Origin of the sequence: Thiomonas sp. X19 (assembly GCF_900089495.1) — a bacterium.
Lineage (GTDB): Bacteria > Pseudomonadota > Gammaproteobacteria > Burkholderiales > Burkholderiaceae_C > Thiomonas_A.
The window spans coordinates 295,178-317,278 of sequence record NZ_LT605203.1 but is presented as its reverse complement, the minus strand read 5'-3'; the positions used below and the strand labels follow the sequence as shown (position 1 = coordinate 317,278).

Here is a 22,101-nt window from a genome sequence, read left to right as displayed (position 1 = left end):
ACGTGATTGCTGCGCGCTTAGAACCAGCCTTGCGGGATGACGATGGTGTCTCCCGGCAGGAGCGGCACGTTGTCGGCCATGTTGCCGCGGCGCAGCAGGCCGTCGAGACGCACGCTGTAGGACTTGCCATCACGAATGAGCACGGCGTCGTTGCCGTTGGCGTAGGGGCTCAGGCCGCCGGCGGCGATCATGGCGTCGAGCAGGGTCATTTTGTCGCGGTAGGGAATGCTTTGCGGCTTGGCCGCCGCGCCGACGATGCTGACCTGCTGGCTGAGCGCGCCATGGAAGTTGCTCACGACCACGGTCACCACCGGATCGCGCACGTACTTGGCGATGTCCTTGGAGATCTTGGCGGCAAGCTGATCGGCCGTCAGGCCTGCCGCCTGCATGCCGCTCACCAGCGGCGAGGAAATGCGGCCATCGGGGCGAACTTGCACGGTTGAGGACAGGTCAGGGTTCTGCCACACGGTGATGTGCAGCGTGTCGCTGGGGCCGATGATGTAGTGGTAGTCGGACGCCGCGACCTGGCCGGGCGCGGGAGGAAACCGATTGCTCGCGCAGGCCGACAGCAGCAGGGCCAGCAGGGCGACGAACACGAGGGAAATGCGGGTCAGCCGAAGCGGCGTCGCGGTGGTGCGCATGAACTTCTCCAGAGACAGCGTGCAAGCTGGCGAACGTCGGGAACAGCCCGAGTTTCAGCGCAGTCTAGGACAGCCTTTCGTGCTGCGGTCACCCTCTATCAGGGGGTTACTGCCGGGTGGGGGCTATGAAAAGATGTGCCATCGCTTCGAAATCCGCATACGCGCTTTCGGCTCGGTGACAAACACCATCACTGCCTGCAGCCAATCGGTCGTCCCGAGTGGTCAGCAGGGTCGGCAGGCCGCTCGCCATGCGCCTGTGACGACCCCTGAAAGCCGGGCAGCGCATGCAGACACAGGCTGTCCACGGGGGATTCCTTCCATGATCCGGGTTTTTGATCAGTACGTTCCGACACGAACGGTGCTGGAGCTGTTGACCGATTTCATCGTGCTGATGCTCTCGGCCGTGCTGTCCGGCGCCACCTTGGTGATGCTGGCGCGCCCCAACGATCCCGACCTGGTGGCGGTGCAGGCCACGCTGCTGCCGGCGGCCATTTTCGCCAGCGGCATGTTGCTTTTGTACGTCACGTTCGGCGCCTACCAGCGCGATCGCGTGAACTCCCTGCGCACGCTGCTGCTGTGCGCGCTGCTGGCCACGATGGTCAGCGTCGGCCCTTTGTTTTTCGTCTACGCCCAGTCGTTCTTCCCGCACCGCTACGCCTTGCGCTTTCTCGGCTTCGCCTACCTCTATCAGTTCTTGCTGCTGCTGCTGATTCGCCAGCCCCTGCTCGGCAGCCACACGGCGCGGTTGTGGACGCGAAGCGTTCTGCTCGTCGGTTGCGGACCTGACGCGTTGAGCGTGGCCACCGACATCGACAGCCAGGCCTCGGGGGTCTATCGTCTGGTCGGGTTTTATCCCTCGGGGCACGAATCCGGCCAGGCTCCCAAGCTGCCAGCTCCGCTGTTTTCCCGGGACCAGGAACTCAACGCCCTGGTTGCCGAGCACCGCATCGATGAAATCGTGGTGGCCGTGCGCGAACAGCGGGGCGGGGCGCTGCCGCTGCGGCAATTGCTGGAGTGCCGCATCCAGGGCGTTCCGGTGCATTCGCTGGCCACGTTCAGCGAGCGGCTCAAAGGCGAGGTGCCGTTGGACAGCCTGAAGGCGAGCTGGCTGATTTATGGCCATGGCTTCGCGCAGGGCGCGGTGCGCACGGTGGTCAAGCGGGCGTTCGACATCTTGACGTCGCTGGCGTTGCTGGCGCTGGCGTGGCCGGTCATGCTGCTCACGACGCTGGCCATCTGGATCGAGGACGGTGCGCCGGTGATCTTCCGCCAGGAGCGCGTCGGCCGCTTCGGCAGGACCTTCGACGTGCTGAAATTCCGCAGCATGTGCAAGGATGCCGAGAAGGACGGCGTTGCGCGCTGGGCCCAGGCCAACGACAGCCGCATCACCCGCGTCGGCCGCTTCATCCGCAAGACGCGCATCGATGAACTGCCGCAGTTGTTCAACGTGCTCAAGGGCGAGATGAGCCTGGTGGGGCCGCGCCCCGAGCGCCCGAGCTTCGTCGACCAGCTCACCGAGGACGTGCCGTACTACGCTGTTCGCCACAGCGTCAAGCCGGGCGTGACCGGCTGGGCGCAGGTGCGGTTTTCCTATGGTGCCTCGCTGAGCGAGGCACGGCGCAAATTGCAGTTCGATCTGTATTACGTCAAGAACCATTCGCTCATCCTCGATTTGCAGATCATTCTGGAAACGGTTCGGGTGGTGATTTTTGGCGAGGGCGCGCGCTAAAGCCTGGACGTCTCGCTTCACGGCCCGGCTTGTGCCGTGCCTTTCATCCAACCAAGTTCGAAGGTGATGTATGACGGTTGTCGCAGTAGTCGGGATGGGTTATGTCGGGCTGCCCCTGGCGGTCGAGTTCGGCAAGAAACATCGCACCATCGGTTTCGATCTGGCGCAAGGCAAGATCGACGCCTACCTGAAATGCGTCGATCCCACCGGCGAGGTGGCCACGAGCGAGCTGCAGGCCGCCAAGCTGCTGGAGCCAACGTCGGATGCGACGCGGCTGCGCGAGGCGGATTTCATCGTCGTCGCTGTGCCCACGCCGGTGGACGCGGCGCATAACCCCGACTTCTCGCCGCTGGTGTCGGCCAGCCGGTCGGTCGGGCGCCATCTGAAACCCGGCGCCATCGTGGTGTTCGAGTCCACCGTGTACCCGGGCGCGACCGAAGACGTCTGCGTGCCCATCATCGAGCGCGAATCCGGCCTGCGCTGGAAGACCGATTTTTTCGTCGGCTACTCCCCCGAGCGCATCAACCCCGGCGACCGCGAGCACACGCTCACGCGCATCGTCAAAGTGGTGTCGGGCGACACGCCCGACACCCTGGAGAAGGTTGCCGCCATGTATGGCAGCATCATCGCCGCCGGCGTCTACAAGGCGTCGAGCATCAAGGTGGCCGAGGCCGCCAAGGTCATCGAGAACACGCAGCGCGACCTCAATATCGCGCTGATGAACGAGCTCTCGCTCATCTTCCACCGCATCGGCATCGACACCACCGAGGTGCTGCAGGCGGCGGGCACCAAGTGGAACTTCCTGCCCTTCCGCCCGGGCCTGGTCGGCGGGCATTGCATCGGCGTCGACCCTTATTACCTGACGCACAAGGCCGACACCCTCGGCTACCACCCGCAAGTGATTTTGGCCGGGCGGCGCATCAACGACAGCATGGGCACCTACATCGCCGAGCAGACCGTCAAGCAGATGAGCCAGGCCGGCTACCCCATTCGCGGCGCCAAGGTCATCGTGCTGGGCCTGACCTTCAAGGAGAACTGCCCCGACTTGCGCAACTCCAAGGTCATCGACGTCATTCATGAGCTGCGCTCCTACGGTGTCGAGGTCTGCGTGCACGACCCCATTGCCACGCCGGCCGAGGCCAAGCACGAATATGGCGTCGACCTCGTCGCTTGGGAGCAACTGCCGCGCGCCGCGGCCATCGTTGCCGCCGTGGCCCACGAGCCCTATCGCCAAAAGCCGATGCAGGACTTCCTCGGCAAGCTCGAACCGCGCGGCGTATTCATGGACGTGAAAGCCGTGTTCGACGCCGCACAATTGCGCAGCCACGGCGTACAGGTCTGGCGGCTATGAAGATCCGCAGGTCACGGCAAGCACTGCCCACCCCCCAAGGAGGTCAGCGAACCTTGGGGCGGCCCTTCGATTGGCTGGTCAGGAACCATCGATGAGCGACTTCTCCCTGCCCCCGCTGTCCCCGTCCTTCGACCTGCAGGCCGCGCTGCACACGCCCCGGCGTTGGCTGGTCACCGGCAGCGCCGGGTTCATCGGCTCGCATCTGCTCGAACACCTGCTGCTTGCCGGTCACGGCGTGGTCAGCCTGGACAACTTCGCCACCGGCCACCGCAGCAACCTGGATGAGGTGCGCAGCAAGGTGGGCGAAGCCGCCTGGGCGCGCCATCACTTCATCGAGGGCGACATCGTCGACCCGCAAACCTGCCAGCAAGCCTGCCGCGGCGTCGATTTCGTGCTGCACCAGGCCGCACTCGGCTCGGTGCCGCGCTCGCTCGAAGACCCGCTGCGCACCCACGCCGTCAACGCCACCGGTTTTCTCAACATGCTGGTGGCCGCGCGCGATGCCGGCTGCGCCCGTTTCGTCTTTGCCGCATCCAGCTCCACCTACGGCGACCACCCGGCGCTGCCCAAGGTGGAGTCCGTGATCGGCAATCCGTTGTCACCCTATGCCGTGACCAAATACCTCGACGAACTGTACGCCAGCGTGTTCACCCGCAGCTACGGCATGCAGACCATCGGCTTGCGCTATTTCAACGTGTTCGGCGCACGCCAAGACCCGAACGGCGCCTACGCCGCAGTCATCCCCAACTGGGCGCGCAAAATCAGCCGGGAGGAAGTCTGCCTCATCAATGGCGATGGCGAGACCACACGCGACTTCTGCTTCATCGCCAATGTCGTCCAAGCCAATCTGCGCGCCGCTCTGGTCCCGGCGCAAGGCGCGGTGCATGAGATTTTCAACGTCGCGTTCGGCGAGCAAACCACGCTCAACCAACTCCACGGCCTGCTGGGTGAGAACCTGCAGGCACTGATGCCCAATCTGAAGCTATTGCCGCCCACCTACCGCGACTTTCGCAAGGGTGATGTGCGTCACTCCTTGGCCGACATCGGCAAAGCCCGAAGTCTGCTGGGCTACGCCCCCACCCACAGCGTGCGCCAAGGACTTCACGAGGCGATGCGGTGGTATGTCGCGCCTGGTGTGGCGTATGCAGCCTGATCGAACAAGAAAGGAATACATCGGTGCAACTCGACACATCCATGTCTGGGGAACCAGCGGACGCGTTTATGCACCAGGCGTTACGCGTCGACTCACTGCTGCATCGTTGCCAAAGCTTGCGCATTTTGTCGACCCTTCCCTACGCGAAGATCGTGTTCTGGAACGACTGTGTCGCGACACATCCGCTGCAAGGTGGCCGGCTGAGTTATCTCTGGCGTCTGATCACACTGGCTCCAAAATACGATCTTGTGCTCTTAACTGGCGGCGAACGCATCGATTTGATCTATCTCGCCATTGCTGGCCTGCTGCCTTGGATTAAGACGCCGCATGTCATCGCCGATGCCCATTGGCAAAAGGCTCATGGCCTGCTGTATGCCTTGCAATACATTTTGCTCAGGATGGGTGGGCGTCTGACCGCTCAGGTGCAACCCCACTCGGATGAGAAGATCGACATTTATCACCGCATCTACGGCATCCCGATCAATCGTCTGCATGCGGTACCGTGGGGCTCGACCCTTACCGGCTACGACGTTTCACCGGCTTCGCCCGAGGAAAGCGGAGACTATTTGCTGACGGGCGGCCTGTCATTCCGTGATTATGAAACCCTTTTCAAGGCCATCGTAGGCATGGACGTCCAGTTGCAGGTAGGCTTGCCATCTGGTGCGCAGGCGGACGCTTTGATTGCGCGTTGGAAGCACGCCTCCAATATACATTTTTACACCGATTGGAGTAATGCACGATTCATACGTAAGATGGCAGGCTGTCGCTTGTTCGTTATGCCTATCGTTGCTGGTTTGACACGCAGCACGGCTGATCAGACCCTTGTGAATGCCATGCATTTTGGCAAAATTGTCATCGCCACGGATTCGATCGGTCCGCGCATCTACATCCGTAATCGGGTCAACGGATTCTTGGTTCCCGCAGGGTCGGTGCAGGCTTGGCGCGAAGCGATCCAAGATGCGCTGAGCCTTCCACATGCCGATCAACAAGCTATGTGCGGGCGCGCTGCTTATAGCGCACAGGTTGAATTCAACGAGTCTCTGCGCATGATTCGAACTTTAGAAGCCGCTCTCGATAGGCCGGCGATCGCAAGACCTGTATCGTGAATCATGTCATATCGAAAGAAGACACGGTGCAAATGTTCAGAAGAAGGTGGACGGCTCCGCTGATCCTTATTTTGGTGTGCGTTTTTGCCTTTGCATTTGCGTATGCTGAGCGGTCCAGCATCAAGGATGCGCTACGCCCGATATTGATGCAGATATATGCACGCGCTAAGTCGATCTATGCCAACCAAGTCTATCGGGATGCGAGTTTCGCATCGATATGGTCACAAGGCACGGCCGCACATGCTGATGTCTCACACCTAGACCGTCTTGCACAGTTGCCAATCCAGACGCCTTGGAAGGTCTGGTCTCCTAAGACGCCAGCCACCTCTCCTTCGACCATCGGAAAAACTTACTACGTTGACGGCAAGACAGGCAGCGACAGCAATAGTGGCCTGAGCTTATCCAAAGCGTTCGCCACGACTCAGCATGCGGCTGACGTGGTGCAGGCCGGTGACACGGTGCTTATTGCTGCTGGCATCTACCACAGCACTATCCGGATGATCAACGGCGCAAGCGGAGAACCTGGCAAGCCCATTACATTTGGCTCCTACGGTAACGGGCCTGTGATCATCGACGGTTCTCCGATAGTCACCGGCTGGAGGCAGATTTCGGGTTCGGTGTGGGAAGCGCGCATTAACTTCAAACCCATTGCGGTTGTTATTAACGCCGTGCCGCTAAAGCCATCGCTAGACGGTGCGATAGGAGTCACGCCGAATTCAGGGCTTTGGTATGCGACGCCCTCCTCGCTTCGGGTGGACTTCGGCCGCACGACGCCCGCCAAAGCTGACATCGTGATTCCAAGCACCCAAAACGAAACAGTCGTTTATTTCTATAACAAAGACTATCTTATATTCAACGGACTGACCGTGCGTGGCTCAGGTGCAGGGGGCATATAGGGTTATGGCAGCAACATCGTTGTGAGCAACTGCAACCTGGAATTTAACGGTAAAGCCGGGATCAATTTTATGCGCAGCGATAATCCTAACAGCAATAATAAGGCATTATATAACAGGGTATACCAAAATGCCATGCTTAACTGGCCGCGCGGCAATAACGGATTTGCCGAGGCTGGAGGAGGTTGGAGTGGTGGACTGGTGTTTTCGAGTAGTCTGAACGGCGTAGCACGGGGTAATCTGGTCTATGGCAACGGCGGCGAAGGAATGATCTCCTATGGCAGCGCACCAGGCATTCAGACCGGGGGCACGCTATTCGAGAAAAATGTATCAATGGATAACTGGTCGGCGAATATGTATTTCGATAACCAAGCCAACGATACCGCGCGCCAGAATATGTTGTTCTTTAGCGGGTACGATACGAGCAGTTGGCTTAAGAAGCCTAGCGCTGGTTATCCTTGGGACACTTTATACAAGATGAATTCTGGCATTTCAATTGGTGATGAATGCAGCTCATCGGGAAATTGCTCAGCCAATCTAGCAAACATTAAGATTTACAATAATCTGATTGTAGGCTTTCGTTTGGGAGTAGCAGAATATGCTGAGGGAAAATTACGTAATCCGCATGGTCTAAAAAATACTTTGATTGCCAACAATACGATCATCCTGCCGCCGACGACGCCCCCAAATACCTATACGGCCGGAATATTCTTGCGAAACAATGGTTCAGCTAATCATGGCAGCTTAATCGTCAACAACATAGTGGTCGCTTTTGATCGCACTGAACCTGTCATTTGGTATGAAGGCGTCGGCCCCGACCCAGGCGTTAGCATTGAGCGCAATGCCTACTATAATCAAGAATCGAAACGAGCCTTGTGGAATGGTTTTTTAATTGTTAGAAAATATGACATTAAACAGTGGCAGCAGCATGCCAGATGTGATTTAGATAGCTTTTTTACGAATCCTGAGTTTGTCGACTTAAAAAATCTGATGCAGGGTAGTAAAAATATATATGACTATAGAGATGCCGGGCTAATGAAAGACTCACCATTGCTGGGCACTGGGCAGTCACTCAACAAAAAATTCAATTCAAACTTGGAGGGTATGCCCCGTGGGAAAAAATGGAATATTGGCGCTATTTAGTTGAGGGTGATTGGTGTTCTTGCATGTTTTACGCTGCACTATGCGTTATGAGTATTAATAATAATTAAGTCTATTTAAATAGGCCTTCATTCGCATTTAATCGGAGATCGTTATGATGGATGAAATAGAGATAAAAGAGCGTGAGAAAAAATTTCACGACGAAAGATTTGGTCAGAATGTAGATCCTCGATCAAAATTAGAGATTTTTTACTCCATAACGTCTGCATCTGATCTTTGCTTTAAAGGCCTTGTAAAAAAGGGTTTTCCATTCGAGGGAAAAATTCTCGAATATGGCTGTGGTACAGGGGGCGACTTCAATTTATACAAATCGCTAAATTGTAGGCTCTATGGAATAGATATATCGGATGAGGCCATCACCAAGGCACAAAATAGGGCCGAAATTGATAAAATAAAGGCATTTTATGTTGCCGGCGACGCAGAGGCCACAAAATATGAATCTCAATATTTTGATCGTGTCGTTGGACTTGGTATTCTCCATCATTTAAATTTAAATCGGTCCTTGGCAGAGCTTGCCAGAATAACAACTCCGGAGGGTTCTTGTATTTTTTCTGAGCCTCTTGGGCATAATCCCATTATTAATGTTTTCAGGAAGTTGACACCAAAACTTCGAACGCCGGACGAGCACCCTTTAAGGGATGTTGATTTTATATTAATGAAAAATTATTTTAATCAAGTTAATATTAATTATTTTTATTTGATTAGCCTGTTATCCTTTGCGTTTAAGAAAACAAGATTTTTTGATGCGGTTTATAAATCGCTTGTTTCCCTGGATGACAAGATATTTAAGATTTTTCCGGGCATGGGCAAATATGCTTGGATATGCATTATTGAACTTAAGTCTCCGAAAATAACAAATGGCTCTGAAATTGCAAATAACTCACCTATCAAGGCAGAATAAATTCTGAGGGGCCTCTTTTACGCTTCTGTTGTTTTTTGGGCTTGGCAATTATGTTTTTTAAAATAAATGATATTGCGAAATTTGGTCCGCAATTTTGGCGCTTTATGACTGGGCCGGCTCAAATTTGAAGTGCAATTCCCGTTGGGTTGATGTGTCCTTCCTGAACAATTCTGTTTTAGCCGGTGACGTGGATGTTGATGGCGAGCGGCAACCAGATTGCGGTCAACCAAGCCTGCCATTGCGGGCGATTTGGGCGCAAAGAAGCCACAACTTCTTCTGGAGCCGCCAGCTGTTGTGCCTCCGGCATCGCACGGCACAGTACTGCATGCAGCGCGTCGCCCAGGGTGCCTTTGAGCGGATTGCGAGCCAGGCTTCCGTCCGATTTCTATGGCCAATGGCCGACTTGATCGCGCTGCGCCGCTTGACCATGGCCTGCAGCGTTGCGTGAGTCCTCGCTTCTGTCCTGAGTGCCGGATGCGCACACCGTCGACCGTCACGCCCTGATAGCCCTTGTCGACGATGACGATCTTCGGCTTGGCGCCAGTCAGGATGCTGAACTGCTCCGGCGTCTCGGCCAGCATATGCTCATCCCAAGGGTTGCCGGGCATGGAGCGCATGCCCTCGACCAGATCTCTCTTGCGCGTGGTGGCGCGATTGTGACTTGCCGCAGGTGTCGTCCGTGCGGGGTGTCGGAGGCGATAGCTGCAGTGCGCTAGGGCGGTGGCTTATTGATTCGGCACGCAAACAGTTTCAAGCTGCATAGCGGACATAAGGGTCTTGGAAGTAGGCTTTGACACGTTCGGGTTCGCGAGCGATGACGTGCATGTGCGTTTCAGTCGCCTTTTGCAGCCGGGCCTTGGTGCGCACGGGAACCTTTTTGCGCATGACCTGCTTCAAGTCGGCATTCGGCCGCTCTTCGGGGTTAATGGAATGGGTGCCCCCACCCGATACGGCATCGATGTGCCAAAGTGTGGGGTTTTGAAGTTCCACGAACACGAGAGGAGCACCCGCGATGAAGGTTAGCGATCGTTAACAAATAACTTGCTCAATCAGAGTAGGAGGACTAGTCTTGCAGGATGCAAGGCGAATCCACGATCAAGCGGCGATGGGAGGTTCTGCGCGGAGTGCTTGATGAGCGCCAGCGCCGACTGTTTGTGGGCGTCGAAGCGCTGGTGCTGGGGCGCGGCGGCATCTCCCATGTCGCGGCGGCGACGGGGGTCTCGCGTCGTACGGTGCTCTCCGGGCTCCAGGAGGTTGGGGCGCTTGCTACGCGCGGGGATGCGGCCCCGGGAGATGGAAACGCAGGAGCTCGGGTGCGAGCTCCTGGCGCAGGGCGCAAAAGGCTTGCCGAGAAGGACAGCACTCTGGTGCCCGAGTTACTCGACCTGGTCTGTCCGGCGACGCGCGGCGATCCGCAATCTCCCTTGCTATGGAGTTGCAAGAGTTTGCGGGTGCTGGCCGATGAACTCCAGGCGCGCGGCCACGTGGTGAGCCACGTCGTGGTGGGGCGGCTGCTCAAGGCCCAGGGCTACAGCTTGCAAGGCAACGCCAAGGTCATTGAGGGGCATCAGAGCCCGGATCGCAACGCCCAGTTCGAGTTCATCAATGCCACGGTGAGTGCAGCCCTGGAGGCGGGGCAACCGGCGATCTCGGTGGACACGAAGAAGAAGGAGTTGGTGGGGCCGTACAAAAACAACGGGCGCGAGTGGCACCCCAGCGGCGAACCGGTACAGGTCAAGGTGCACGACTTTGTGGATCCCGACCTGGGGCGCGCCAATCCCTACGGGGTGTATGACATCGGGGCGGACGCAGGTTGGGTGAGCGTGGGCACCGATCACGACACATCGGCGTTTGCGGTGCAGACGATCCGGCGTTGGTGGTTTGCCATGGGCTGCCCGCTTTACCCCGAGGCCCGGCAACTGACCATTACCGCCGATGGGGGCGGCAGCAACGGGCATCGGGTGCGCCTGTGGAAGCTGGAGTTGAGTCGCCTCGCGCAGGAGACGGGGTTGACCATCCACGTCTGCCACTTCCCGCCAGGCACCAGCAAGTGGAACAAGATTGAGCACCGCCTGTTCGCGTTCATCACCATGAACTGGCGCGGCCGCCCCTTGATCAGCCATGAGGTCATCGTGAATCTGATCGCCAACACCCGCACGNGCTGAGCCCTTGTGGCCAGCGTCTTGGGGTGCTGGGAAAGCTTGGACTGCGTCTTCAGCCGCTGGCGGCGAACTGCGCATGCAGATCGCAAAAGGCACGGGCTGCCTTGTCGTTGGCGCCCAGTCCCAACCACAGCCGCCCGCCATGGTTGATCACGCGTGCTGCGCGGATGACAAGTTCCTGGATCACAGTCTTCAGACGCCGTCGCCTGGCCGCATGGCGCACCGGTGCATGCGGCCCCAGCAGCCCTTGCTGCCCCATGAGGCGCAGCACGTTCATCGTCAGGGCCGCAAGCTGGCAGACAAGATCGTTCGTGTCGAACTTCCCCGAGGGCAGTCGCTCCAGATCCATGTCGGTTTTGAATTCCGCATGGAACTGCTCGTGCGTAGCGTGCCCGGCGTACAGGTCGATGATCGCCTCGGCGCTGATGGCCTTGGGCAAGCTTGTCGTCCAGCCCTCCAAGATGATCTCGGGGACCAAAAACTGCTGGCCACGGGCATCGACGGTGCGCTCCGTGATGCGCACAATGCGGCGCAGGCGATGGGCGATGCCTTCGACCTGCACGGCCACCTCCCAAACCGCCACGCGCTTGCCTGCGCGCGGATGCTGCCACAACAAACCCCCTTCCAGTTCCTGCCGTCGCAAGACCTCCAGAGGATCGGTCTTGCGGGGATTCCACTTGATCAGAACATCGACCCGGGGCAGTCCTGGCCTGTTGCAGCGCTGCATGTCGGCCATCAAGGCGGCCGAGCAAAACCCCGCATCCATGCGCACGAGAATCGGCGCCTTGGGGCCTGCGGTCGACAGGCGCTGCGCCATGGGCACGGCCGTCTCGAGGTTGTAGGTCGTCTCCGAAGCCGAGTGCTGCGCGCCCGGACGTAGGGCGAACTCCAGGCAAAACCCATGCGTGCCCAGGTAGGCCGCCAGCGGGCAGTAGCCATCGACCCCCGCGTAGGTGCGGCTCACCCCATCCTTGGCTGTGCCCGAGTTGTCCATCGCGAAGGTGTCGATGTCCAGCGGCACATGACCGCAAGGCAAAAGACCATAGTCCGGTTGGCTCTTGCGCAGCAGCGCTTCAATCGCCTGGGAGGTGAAGTCAAACCACAGGGCGGCCTGCGCATCCAGGCGCTGGCGCAGGGTGGGCGAGGACGGCACACCCACCAGACCCAGCGCCTCCTGGAAGAAACGATCGCCTCGAAAGCCTTCGATGGCATCGAAGTCGCTCTTGCTCTGCGCGAGCAAGCCAACATAGCTGCGCATCAGTGTGCTGGGCGGCAGTCCGCCGCGGCAAGGCCACTGGGCATCCAGGCGTTTGAACAGAGGATCGAGGCGCTTGAGGTGATGACCGACAAGGGCCAGACCGGCCACCGGCGTCAGGTCATAGTCGAGTTGCTTGACGCGAAATCCAAACCCCATGCCATACCCCGGAACGTTCACCCGCTGGGTGAGAAGACAAAGGGGTCATTTTATCGAATAAACCATTATGCATCAACAACTTATGAAAATTCCGCATGCCCGAGCTCACGGATTCAGGAATAAATAAAGACCGGCAAGATGATGAGAAGCGACAGCACAGCAAATCTTGGCATCATTCGGCCTCGTTTTCAAGATGCGCAAAAGCGGCATTTCGAAAATAAAAGAAGTCAGTTCCCACTTGGCCCATCTTGAGATTATTGAGTAGCCGGGCTGATCTTGCCTTCGAACCGCCAAAATTGCTTGGAAGCAATGTCGGGGATGACGAGAACAGCAAGCCCTTGATGTGTCGAACTGGCGATTCTCGATTCAATTCTTCTCAAAAACGGTGGGATACTCGCGACTCAACCAGGCACAAAGGTCGCCGTGATCGAACCGCTGACCGCAGGACAAGTAGCGGGCTGCTGAGAATATGTTACGGACAGCATCCCGTTGGTGATTTGCCCCGACGTCCATGGCGCCGCAAAAAAGTTCTGACAGCCATTGGGGTTGTTACCTGCGGACGCATTGATCGCGCCTGACGAGGCCACTCTACCCTGGAAGCCTACATTGGCGCCGAAATTGTCTCCGTTGATATTCGAGGTAAATGTCGTCGACGTAACGGTGGAAAAGGTGCCGTCGGAATTGACTGTAATCATCATGGTTCCATTGGCGCTTTCCCCGTTCCCGCCATTGCAACCGGGGCAACTGAGCTTGTAGTGCCCGCTGTAAACTCCTGCATAGGGCAGGGGGGGCGGAGGATTGCGTGACAAGTTGAGCGATCCCACCACTGTCCCGTTGACGCTAAGCGTTCCGGTCTGCGTCGCGAAGCTGCCCACCATCGACGTGGTGCTGCCACCACTGCTGCCGCTGCCGGAGATGGCGCCAGTCGATGGGGTCCAACTGCCGTTGGCCGACGCGTTTCCTTGCCCAAGCACCTGCCCGAAGATCGACCCGTTCGATTCAGCGATGAAGGCGATGGTCCCGCTTTGCATGTTGTTGGCGGTCCCCGCGCTGTTGGGCGTGAAAGTGGAGAACCAGATCCCGGCGTATGGATTCTGGCTACCGGGCGAGGACTGCGTCATCGAGCCCGTCCACGGAGTGCCGTTCCCCGGCGTGACCTGTAAGCAACTAGAACACGAGGAGGGATTTGCGGCAAGATCCGCGCTCGTCAAGGTTGCGGTTGCGGTTCCCCCGCCTCCGCCGGCCACGTTGACCGTGAGCGATCGGTCGCTATTGACTGTCCATATACCGTAGACCACTGTCTGCGAGCCCGTCAGACCTTCCACGGTCCCGTTGGCGAGGAATTGAAGAGTGGCCCCGCCGCCGCTTCCCGTAGCAGTCCAGGTGCTGTTCGCATACTGAGGGCTTGCCGCCGCCGATGTTGTCGCCTGGATGGCCGCGTTCATCGTGCTAATTGCGGCCGCCGACGATACCACCGTCACCCCAGTGATGCCGGCGTTCGACAAGGCCGTTTGCAAGCCATTGACGACCGCAGTGAGCCCACCACTGTTGAAGAGCGCTACCAACTGCTGCTGCAGCGCGGTATTTGTCGTCGGCATGACGAGTGCGCCATTCGACGTGGTCGGTGAGATATTGCCCAGCGTTTGGAGCAATTGGGCCATGAGCGTCGCATTCGGCGCGTTCGCCGTCGTGACCGTTGCGCCGGAGGAATCCTCCCCTGTGATCGTCACGGGGGTGACCACGCCATTGGCAGGGACCGCGACGGCATTGCCCAAGCCAATACCAAGGACTGTGAACTTAATCTTGTCGCCAGTGTGGTAGGTGAACGAACCGTCGTTGGCCGTCACACCGCTCAAACCCGACGATGTCGTGTAGCTCGCCCCCGCAACCGGCGCATCGATGAGATAGCCAGTGGCTGTGCCGCCTGTGCTGCTGGTCAGCGCTCCCCCTCCGCCACTGCCCCCACCACCGCAGGCAGCCAGCAAGCTGACGAAGACCCAAGCCGCGATGACGCGGACCACTCTCAGTGTGCGCATGATCATCCTCCCTGCCGTTTTTCGGCAATTTTTTGTCTAACTGCAGATCACGATGAACCTTTTATTCATCATTAAGACCATCTTCTTACCCCCAATGCATCCATGGCCCAGAATTAAATCGGCACGGGGGCTCAAAATTACATCGACGCCGACAGTGAATCACTGAGGTGCAAAAAAAACCACACCGAATTTCTATGGTCGTTTATTGGGATATGGTGAATGTGCTCCCACCAACTGCGATGAATTGGTTGTTTCCAAAGGCCACACTGCTGAGAGTCCCTCCTCCTACGACTGGTTGGGTCAAGCTTCTCGCAGTCCAAGTATTGCCATCGGAGCTTGTGTGAATTCCTCCAACAGCCACAAACTCATTATTTCCAAAGCAGATAGAACTGAGCCCGCTCGCTGAACTTAATAGGGTTTTTGTCCATGTAACACCGTCCGGGCTGCTGTACGCGTCACCAAGGCTACCTACGGCAACAAATAGGTTATTACCAAACGTGACGCTCGTAAGTCCATCTGAAAAGCCTAACGACTGCTTAGTCCAAGTGGTTCCGTTGGCGCTCGTAGCGACAAAGCTGCCGTAGCCTACGGCGACAAACTTGCCGTTGCCGAAAGCAACAGAAGCTGGCTGCGCATACGGCATAGGTGTGGTTACATACGTCCAATTGGCACCATTATTTGAACTCACTTCAAAGGCAATGAAATCATCGGTTAAATAGCGGTTATCAACAGCAACCCATGTGTTGTTGCCAAAGGCGATTCCAGCTAGGCCTTGAGGTTCAGGGTTGGATCCCGAATTATTGCTTAGATTTTTAAATAGCCACGTTACCCCATCAGTGCTGGTGCTAACGCCAAATTCAGAAGTTGCCATGAACAGGCCGTTTGCAAAAGTGAGAGCACCCTTGGCGTAAGAGGGGTCGCTAGTACTAACCGTCATCGACGTCCAGTTCGATCCGTTGGTGCTGTAGCCAGTGACACCACTTCCGACGGCGGCCCAAGTTTTGTTTCCGAAAGCAACCCCGTTCCAGCTCGTCCCGCCGGGAGGTGGGCTAAAAGACGTCCACACTATTCCAAGGGTAGAACCACCTGGTGAGGGTGCTTGGCTTGGTGTGGATCCCGTGCCTGATGTTGTCGCCGTGCCTGGTGTGGTCCCACCGCCCCCACCACCGCAAGCGGCAAGCAAGCTAACGAAGACCCAAGCCGCGATGACGCGGACCACTTTCAGTGTGTGCATGATCATCCTCCCTGCCGTTCTTGTCGGCGATTGTTGGTCTAACTGCGGGTTACGATGAACCTTGCGTTCATCAATCAGGCCTTCTGCTGGATGCTTTGACCCAATGCTAGGCGGTTTCACCGAGAAATCGCTTCGGATTCTGGCGCTCAGCTTGAGATTCTGGGCATGCGTCACGGTGGGCACGCTGCGCGACGCAAAAAGTGGCGCCCGTCACAGGGAGCGACGGAATTCGCTAGGCCGCTGGCCGTAGAACTTCCTGAACACCGCGATGAACTGCGAGTAAGACTCAAACCCGCAGGCTTCGGCGATCTTGGACAGCGGCAGGGTGGGATGCGCGGCAATCCATCGATGTGCCTCTTTGGCTCGACACTCCAGGACAAATTGCCAGAGGGTTCTGCCGGTCGTGGCGCGAAACACGCGCCCGAGGTGGTAAGGGCTCATGTTCATCATGGCCGCAAGCGCATTCAGGTTGAGATCCGAACTCAAGTGCTCTTGGATGAATTGCCGCAGTCGCTGTTGCTTCCAGCGCGGCAGGCTCGGACCCCGCAACAGTTCCCGGCGGCCCGCGCCATAAGTCATCGAGACATGCGCCGCAACCGCCGTCAACAAGGACTGCTCAAACAGTCGCCCACCCAGACGTTGCCCCATCGCGTAGGCTTGGATCGCATGCAGCAGATGGGCCAAGAGCCGATCCTCATGGGGCGTCAGTCTGGAAACCAATTCGATTGGCCGGGTGTCAACGCTGTCCCCGAGGGCCTGCGCAAACAAGGCTTGTGGCAGCGTCAAAAACAATCCCTGGAGTGGCGCGTTCCACGATGTCGCGAGCGTGTCGCCATGCGCAAGAAAGCGAAAGCGTCCAGGCTCGATCAAGCCCGAGACCGGGCGCCCATTGAGACGGCTCCAGAATCGCACCGGATCCGGCCCCACCGGCAGCATCAGGACATGGGCGTCGAATGTGTGGGATCCCAGGCTGCCGGCATCCACTGCGCGATGCTCGAAGGCATAGGAGCCAGTGTCCCCACCGCTCGCTACGGGCGGGACAGCAAAATAGGGGATCCGTGCCTGCTCGTCCGTGCGGATAAAAATCCGTGGAAGCTGGTCGTTGGACATGAAAAGCCCTCTAGGACGGTTGCCGAACTCTGGTGGCATCAACAGAATGTCGTTGTTCTCAGCTGCTGCATCCAAGACACTTAGCCAAACAGCCTTCAAAACACCAAGTCAGCAAATCCATTCAACAGATCTTGCGCTTTTCGGGCTGGGCATTGATCGCAACACCAAAGCCCAGTTTACCGATAGCATGTATAGGGAATAGGCCAGGTTTTGTAATTTTCTGAAACGCCGTGGCCGGATTGCATGTTGATGTCGATTTCTGGCTCGTAACACGGCCTGACCGATAACGACAACACCACCAAGATCAACGCCAGCCGAACACCATGCGCTCCTGCAACTCCCGCCGCAGCGGTGGCAGCAGGGTGAGCGCGGCGAGACTGGCGGCGCGTAGCGCGGCGGCGCCGGGGGTTTGCCAGGTGAAGCCGCGCGCCAGCAGGTCGGTGAGGCCGAGCAGGACGGCGCGGTCGGGCAGGCGGTTGCGGTCGTAGCGCCGCAACATGGCGTCGAGGTCGGCAGGGGTTGGCGTTGCAGCGGTCGTTGGAGAGGCGAGCGCTCGTGCCAGGGTTGCGGCGTCGCGCAGGCCGAGGTTCAGGCCTTGGCCGGCCACCGGGTGCAGGGTTTGCGCGGCATTGCCGAGTTGCACGACGCGGCCCTGGCGCGCGCGCCACTGGGCGTTGAGACCCAGCGGGTAGCTGCCGGCCATCTGCAGCGCGGTGACGCGGCCGCAGATGGCGGGCAGCAGGGCTTGCAGCGCGGCGATTTGCGCTGCTGCGTCCAACTGCCGGATGGCTTCGGCCCCGGCGGGCGGGGCACACCACACCAGGGCATAGTCCGCCCCGCGCGGCAGCAGCGCCACGGGGCCGCCCGGGGTGAAACGCTCGACCGCCAGGCCTGCATGTGGGCGGTCGCAGCGCACCCGGCCGACCAGCGCCTGCTGGCCGTAGTCGCGCCGCAGGGCGCGCGCCGGCTGGGTGTGGAAGGCGCCGCCTTCGGCGAGGATGGCGAGGTCGTAGCCGGGCGCTGCGCTTGCAGGCGCAGGTTGGCTCGCGCTTGCCGCGTGTGTTGGGGAGGCTGCATCGGCCGTGCTTGGTGGTGGCAGCGTGGCAGTGGGTGTGTCGATGGCTTCCCCGGTTTCGCCTTGGGAGGACGTGGCCGCAGCGCCCTGGTGGACGAGGTGGACGTGACCGCCATCGGCATCCGGCACGGCCTGCACGGCTCGGCCGTACTGCACATGGATGCCGGCGTGCCGCGCCGCAGCCTGCAGCGCGGCCAGCAGCTCGCCATAGCGCACGGTGTAGCCCAGCGCGGGCAGCTCGGTGTCGTCGGCCTGCAGCATGACGCGCGGCAGCGCGGCCAGACCAGGCGCGACTTGCGACACATGAATGCGGCGGATGGCGGTGGCGGCCTGTTCCGGCCAGGCGCCGATGGCGGCGAGCAACTGGCGGCTGCCTTCGGACAGCGCCAGCACGCGCGGGTCGGCCAGCGCGGCAGCGGCGTCGGGCAGGGCGTCGAACACCGCGACCTGGAGCGCTGCGCCCAGCTGATGCAGTTGCAGCGCCACGCTCAGGCCCACAGGGCCGGCGCCGATGATGGCGATGCGCAGCGGGGCGGCGCTGGCGGACGTCGCCTGACTCGTGCGCGCAGGTCCGAGCTGGGTCATCGCGGCCATTGGGTTGGCGTGCTGGCAGGGCTCGCCATCACACGCGCATCAGGTCTTCGATCTCGGCCACGGCCTTGGGCGCGGCGTGGGTCAGCACCTCGCAGGCCGCGCCGCCATCGCGCACCACGACATCGTCCTCGATGCGGATGCCGATGTCGTGGAAAGCGGCCGGAATGTCGTCGGCCGCGCGCACGTACAGGCCGGGCTCGATGGTCAGCACCATGCCCGGGCGCAGGATGCGCGAGGCGGGCTTGGCGCTGCCGTCGGCTTGCGGCTGCGGCGCCTCGCCCGGTTCGGTGTAGTCGCCGCAGTCGTGCACGTCCATGCCCATCCAGTGGCTGGTGCGGTGCATGTAGAAGCGGCGGTAGGCGCCGGTGGCGAGCACGGCGTCGACGTCGGGCGCGGTGTCGCGGGCGATCAGGCCGGTGTCGAGCAGGCCTTGCGCCAGCACGCGCAGCGCGGCGTCGTGCGGGTCGTTGAAGCGCCGTCCGGCGCGCGTGGCGTCCAGCGCGGCGTGCTGCGCCTGGAGCACGATGTCGTACAGCGCGCGCTGCGCGCCGCTGAAACGCCCATCCACCGGAAAGGTGCGGGTGATGTCGCTGGCGTAGCCGTCGAGTTCGCAGGCGGCGTCGATCAGGCACAGGCTGCCGGGCGGAAGCGTGGCATCGGCCGCGCGGTAATGCAGGATGCAGGCATTGGCCCCGGCGGCGACGATGCTGCCGTAGGCCGGCGCCTGCGCCCCGCCGGCACGGAAGGCGTACAGCAGCTCGGCTTCGAGGTGGTATTCGCGCAGGCCACCGGTCGGCGCTGCGCGACTGCCTTCGGCCGAGCGGCGCATGGCGCGGCGGTGGCCTTGCGCCGAGATGGCGGCGGCGCGGCGCATCACGGCCAGCTCAAAGTCGTCCTTGAACAGGCGCATGTCGTCGAGCACGGCGCACAGATCGTACTGCGCGGCGGGCGCACGGCGGCCGGCGCGGGCCTGGGCGCGCACGGCGGCCAGCCAGCCCTCCACCTGGGTCTCGAAGCCGGCGTGGATGGCGAACGGCCACCACACCGCAGGCCGGTCGGCAAGGAAGGGCGGCAGCGCGGCGTCGCGCTGGGCAATGGGCAAGGCGGCGTCGAAACCGAAGGCTTCCTTCGCCGCCTCGGGGCCGAAGCGGAAGCCGTCCCAGATTTCGCGTTCGGCGTCTTTCTCGCGGCAGAACAGCGTGGCCTGGTGGCTGCCATCGGCCTGCACGGTGAGCACCAGCAGGCTTTGGGGCTCGGTGAAGCCGGTGAGGTAGTAGAAGTAGCTGTCGTGACGGTAGGGAAAGTCGGCGTCGCGGTTGCGCATGACTTCCGGCGCGGTGGGTACGATGGCCACGCCGCCGCCAGCTTGCGCCATGTGCGCCGCCAGTCGGGCGCGACGCTCGGCGCAGCGCTCGAGCAGTTGGAGGGCGGGTGGGTTCATGGGTTTGGAGGAATTGGGGGGCGTGTGGCGTCGAAGTTGCGGCTCGATGAAGCGCAGTGACAGCTTAGTCCGCTGGATTTGGCCGTGGAGCATCGGTGGATTTGCCGCCCGGGCCATGTTCGGCTTGGGTCAGCACCTTGCTGCAGAAGCACGCAGTCCAGCGTCGAGCACGGCCAGCTGCTCGGGCGTGCCGAGGTTGTGCCAGGCGCCGCGGAAGTGCTCGCCGCTGACCCGGCCGGCGTCCACTTCCGCAAACATCCAGGGAAACAGCGTCCATGCCTGGCGCACCGGCTGGCTGGCGAACAGGGTGGGGTGGAACACGCCGATATTGCCGTAGTTGAGCCGCAGGCCGTCGCGCCGCACCCGGCCAGAGGCGTCCAGCGCCACATCGCCTTGCGGGTGGTGTGGCGGGTTGTCGGTGAGGACGAAATGCGCCGAGGTGGTTTGCGGCGCGGCGGCGATGCGCGCGGCGGCGGCGTGCAGCCGGGCGTAGTCGAAATCGGTGTGAATGTCGCCACTCGCCACCACGAACGGGGCGCCGCCCGCGCCCCCGAGCAGCGGCAGCGCGGTGGCGATGCCGCCACCGGTTTCGTACGCATCCTGCGGTTCTTCGGAGTAGGCGATGCGCACGCCGAAGGCGCGGCCGTCGCCCAGCGCCGCTGGAATTTGCGCGCCCAGCCAGCCGAGGTTGATGACCAGGTCGACGATGCCCGCGTCCCGCAGGCGCTCGATCTGCCAGACGATGATGGGCTTGCCCGCCAACGCCAGCAAGGGCTTGGGGGCATGGTCGGTGAGCGGGCGCATGCGCTGGCCGCGTCCGGCTGCGAGGATGAGGGCGCGCATGGATGGCTGAAGCAAACTTTCGGGGTGGCTCAAAACTTCGGCGCCGCTCAAAACGTGTAGGCGGTGCGCGGCTGTACGCCCTGCAGCCGGTCCAGCAGGCGCATCAGGGGGTTGAAGTCGTGATAGCGCGCCGCGGTGGCGCGGGCGTAGGCTAGCACCATGGGCAGGTGGTCCAGGTATTGCGCCTTGCCGTCGCGGTGCCACAGCCGGGCGAAGATGCCCAGCACCTTGAGGTGGCGCTGCAGGCCCATCCACTCGAAGTCGCGGTAGAAGACGGAGAAGTCGGCGTCCACCGGCAGGGCGGCCTTGCGCGCGCGCTCCCAGTAGCGAATCGCCCAGTCGAGCTGCTGCTCTTCGGGCCAGGCGATGTAGGCGTCGCGCAAGAGCGAGGCGAGGTCGTAGGTGATGGGGCCGATGACCGCGTCCTGGAAGTCGAGCACACCGGGGTTGCCCTGCTCCTGGCCCGCGTCCAGCAGCATGAGGTTGCGGCTGTGATAGTCGCGGTGCACCAGCACCTGCGGTTGCGCCATGTTGTTGGCCAGCAGGGCGCCGAACACCTGCTGCAGACCGGCCTGCTCATCGGCGCTGAGCGTGGCGCCCAGGTGCTGTCCCACATACCAGTGGGGAAAGAGTTCGAGCTCGGTGCGCAGCCGCGTCGCGTCGTAGGCGGGCAGCTCGGGCGCGGGGAGGGCTTGCAGGCGCACGAGCGTGTCCATCGCGTCGAGCATCAGCGCCAGGCAGCGCGGCATGTCGCCAGCCGCGCGCGCGGCTTGCAGCGCCTGCAGATAGGTGGTGCAGCCCAGGTCGGACAGCAGGATGAAACCCTGCTGCGCATCGCTCGCCAGCACCTGCGGGGCAGAGATGCCGCCGGCGCGCAGCAGCGCGTCCACCTGCAGGAAGGGGCGAATGTTTTCCTGCGGCGGCGGCGCGTCCATCACGATGCAACTGCCCGCTGCGGGCGCCGCGAACTGCACGCGGAAATAACGCCGAAAACTGGCATCGCTGGAGGCGGGTTGCAGGCTGGCGACATCGACCTGCATGCCGCTGGGGGCGGTGGCGAGCCAGGCGTGCAGGGCTTGCAGACGGGCATCCGCTGGGACGACGGGTGTCTGGGGCGTGGACTGCAAGGGGTGCGGCTGTGGCATGGGGCTCAAGGTCGTGTGGGCTCTGGGCGGGGACGCAAAGGCCCGAGATGTGGGTCGAGATGCGGGATAGAGATGCAGTGCGGTGCGCAAGGAAGGGGCGCGGCACGCGCAA

General features: G+C 60.8%; 16 protein-coding genes and 3 pseudogenes. 8 read left to right on the top strand and 11 right to left on the bottom strand.

The genetic code is table 11. The features are described from left to right. Positions 1-17: 17 nt before the first annotated feature. Positions 18-641, bottom strand: a complete 624-nt coding sequence (locus tag THIX_RS01655; RefSeq protein ID WP_112484571.1) for an XrtA/PEP-CTERM system exopolysaccharide export protein — start codon at positions 639-641, stop codon at positions 18-20. 319 nt (positions 642-960) lie between these two features. Between THIX_RS01655 and THIX_RS01650 the strand changes: the two genes are divergently transcribed. The 7 genes from THIX_RS01650 to THIX_RS01625 all read left to right on the top strand — a co-directional run bounded on the left by THIX_RS01650 (position 961) and on the right by THIX_RS01625 (position 8,935). Beyond that, on the top strand, positions 961-2,370 hold the full coding sequence (locus tag THIX_RS01650; RefSeq protein WP_112484570.1) for a TIGR03013 family XrtA/PEP-CTERM system glycosyltransferase: 1,410 nt from the start codon (positions 961-963) through the stop codon (positions 2,368-2,370). Between the two features lie 70 nt (positions 2,371-2,440). Then, positions 2,441-3,721: a nucleotide sugar dehydrogenase gene (locus tag THIX_RS01645; protein WP_112484569.1), complete on the top strand. Its 1,281-nt coding sequence runs from the start codon at positions 2,441-2,443 to the stop codon at positions 3,719-3,721. Between the two features lie 91 nt (positions 3,722-3,812). Continuing rightward, complete coding sequence (locus tag THIX_RS01640; RefSeq protein WP_112484568.1) at positions 3,813-4,874, top strand: SDR family oxidoreductase; 1,062 nt, start codon at positions 3,813-3,815, stop codon at positions 4,872-4,874. 23 nt (positions 4,875-4,897) lie between these two features. Then, positions 4,898-5,980 (top strand): glycosyltransferase, encoded by a 1,083-nt coding sequence (locus tag THIX_RS01635; protein ID WP_112484567.1) that lies wholly within the window; start codon positions 4,898-4,900, stop codon positions 5,978-5,980. Continuing rightward, entirely contained in the window at positions 5,977-6,876 is a 900-nt protein-coding gene (locus THIX_RS01630; RefSeq protein WP_146748428.1) for a hypothetical protein, read from the top strand. Before THIX_RS01635 ends, THIX_RS01630 begins: the two co-directional genes overlap by 4 nt. Positions 6,877-6,897: 21 nt before the next feature. Beyond that, entirely contained in the window at positions 6,898-8,016 is a 1,119-nt protein-coding gene (locus tag THIX_RS22850; RefSeq protein ID WP_146748427.1) for a hypothetical protein, read from the top strand. A gap of 112 nt (positions 8,017-8,128) precedes the next feature. Continuing rightward, positions 8,129-8,935, top strand: coding sequence for a class I SAM-dependent methyltransferase (locus THIX_RS01625; RefSeq protein ID WP_112484565.1), 807 nt, complete (start codon positions 8,129-8,131; stop codon positions 8,933-8,935). A gap of 175 nt (positions 8,936-9,110) precedes the next feature. Here THIX_RS01625 and THIX_RS23905 read toward each other — a convergent pair. Then, a pseudogene (locus THIX_RS23905) lies at positions 9,111-9,585 on the bottom strand (hypothetical protein); the annotation flags it as partial. A gap of 100 nt (positions 9,586-9,685) precedes the next feature. Next, a pseudogene (locus tag THIX_RS01620) lies at positions 9,686-9,862 on the bottom strand (IS630 family transposase); the annotation flags it as partial. A 149-nt stretch (positions 9,863-10,011) separates the two neighbouring features. On the opposite strand from THIX_RS01620, the pseudogene THIX_RS01615 reads away from it, so the two are divergent. Beyond that, positions 10,012-11,094: pseudogene (locus tag THIX_RS01615) on the top strand (ISAzo13 family transposase); the annotation flags it as partial. A 55-nt stretch (positions 11,095-11,149) separates the two neighbouring features. Here THIX_RS01615 and THIX_RS01610 read toward each other — a convergent pair. The 8 genes from THIX_RS01610 to THIX_RS01575 form a co-directional block, all read right to left on the bottom strand. Then, entirely contained in the window at positions 11,150-12,511 is a 1,362-nt protein-coding gene (locus THIX_RS01610) for an IS1380-like element ISCARN34 family transposase (RefSeq protein WP_086558171.1), read from the bottom strand. Between the two features lie 401 nt (positions 12,512-12,912). Continuing rightward, complete coding sequence (locus tag THIX_RS22840) at positions 12,913-14,547, bottom strand: hypothetical protein (RefSeq protein ID WP_146748425.1); 1,635 nt, start codon at positions 14,545-14,547, stop codon at positions 12,913-12,915. Between the two features lie 202 nt (positions 14,548-14,749). Next, positions 14,750-15,781 (bottom strand): hypothetical protein, encoded by a 1,032-nt coding sequence (locus THIX_RS22835; protein ID WP_158540771.1) that lies wholly within the window; start codon positions 15,779-15,781, stop codon positions 14,750-14,752. A 210-nt stretch (positions 15,782-15,991) separates the two neighbouring features. Further along, positions 15,992-16,891: an AraC family transcriptional regulator gene (locus THIX_RS01595; RefSeq protein ID WP_158540770.1), complete on the bottom strand. Its 900-nt coding sequence runs from the start codon at positions 16,889-16,891 to the stop codon at positions 15,992-15,994. 304 nt (positions 16,892-17,195) lie between these two features. Beyond that, positions 17,196-18,560, bottom strand: coding sequence for an FAD-dependent monooxygenase (locus tag THIX_RS01590; RefSeq protein WP_233224340.1), 1,365 nt, complete (start codon positions 18,558-18,560; stop codon positions 17,196-17,198). Between the two features lie 28 nt (positions 18,561-18,588). Beyond that, on the bottom strand, positions 18,589-20,001 hold the full coding sequence (locus THIX_RS01585) for an aminopeptidase P N-terminal domain-containing protein (RefSeq protein ID WP_112488063.1): 1,413 nt from the start codon (positions 19,999-20,001) through the stop codon (positions 18,589-18,591). Positions 20,002-20,130: 129 nt separating this feature from the next. Next, entirely contained in the window at positions 20,131-20,844 is a 714-nt protein-coding gene (gene murU / locus THIX_RS01580; RefSeq protein ID WP_112484561.1) for an N-acetylmuramate alpha-1-phosphate uridylyltransferase MurU, read from the bottom strand. 47 nt (positions 20,845-20,891) lie between these two features. Then, positions 20,892-21,989, bottom strand: a complete 1,098-nt coding sequence (locus tag THIX_RS01575; RefSeq protein WP_112484560.1) for an aminoglycoside phosphotransferase family protein — start codon at positions 21,987-21,989, stop codon at positions 20,892-20,894. Positions 21,990-22,101: the final 112 nt, after the last annotated feature.

Bases quoted from the DNA above. Each gene is read 5' to 3' on its own strand.
- THIX_RS01655 (WP_112484571.1), bottom strand. From the start codon at position 641: ATGCGCACCACCGCGACGCCGCTTCGGCTGACCCGCATTTCCCTCGTG.
- THIX_RS01650 (WP_112484570.1), top strand. From the start codon at position 961: ATGATCCGGGTTTTTGATCAGTACGTTCCGACACGAACGGTGCTGGAG.
- THIX_RS01645 (WP_112484569.1), top strand. From the start codon at position 2,441: ATGACGGTTGTCGCAGTAGTCGGGATGGGTTATGTCGGGCTGCCCCTG.
- THIX_RS01640 (WP_112484568.1), top strand. From the start codon at position 3,813: ATGAGCGACTTCTCCCTGCCCCCGCTGTCCCCGTCCTTCGACCTGCAG.
- THIX_RS01625 (WP_112484565.1), top strand. From the start codon at position 8,129: ATGATGGATGAAATAGAGATAAAAGAGCGTGAGAAAAAATTTCACGAC.
- THIX_RS01610 (WP_086558171.1), bottom strand. From the start codon at position 12,511: ATGGGGTTTGGATTTCGCGTCAAGCAACTCGACTATGACCTGACGCCG.
- THIX_RS22840 (WP_146748425.1), bottom strand. From the start codon at position 14,547: ATGCGCACACTGAGAGTGGTCCGCGTCATCGCGGCTTGGGTCTTCGTC.
- THIX_RS22835 (WP_158540771.1), bottom strand. From the start codon at position 15,781: ATGCACACACTGAAAGTGGTCCGCGTCATCGCGGCTTGGGTCTTCGTT.
- THIX_RS01595 (WP_158540770.1), bottom strand. From the start codon at position 16,891: ATGTCCAACGACCAGCTTCCACGGATTTTTATCCGCACGGACGAGCAG.
- THIX_RS01590 (WP_233224340.1), bottom strand. From the start codon at position 18,560: ATGGCCGCGATGACCCAGCTCGGACCTGCGCGCACGAGTCAGGCGACG.
- THIX_RS01585 (WP_112488063.1), bottom strand. From the start codon at position 20,001: ATGAACCCACCCGCCCTCCAACTGCTCGAGCGCTGCGCCGAGCGTCGC.
- murU (WP_112484561.1), bottom strand. From the start codon at position 20,844: ATGCGCGCCCTCATCCTCGCAGCCGGACGCGGCCAGCGCATGCGCCCG.
- THIX_RS01575 (WP_112484560.1), bottom strand. From the start codon at position 21,989: ATGCCACAGCCGCACCCCTTGCAGTCCACGCCCCAGACACCCGTCGTC.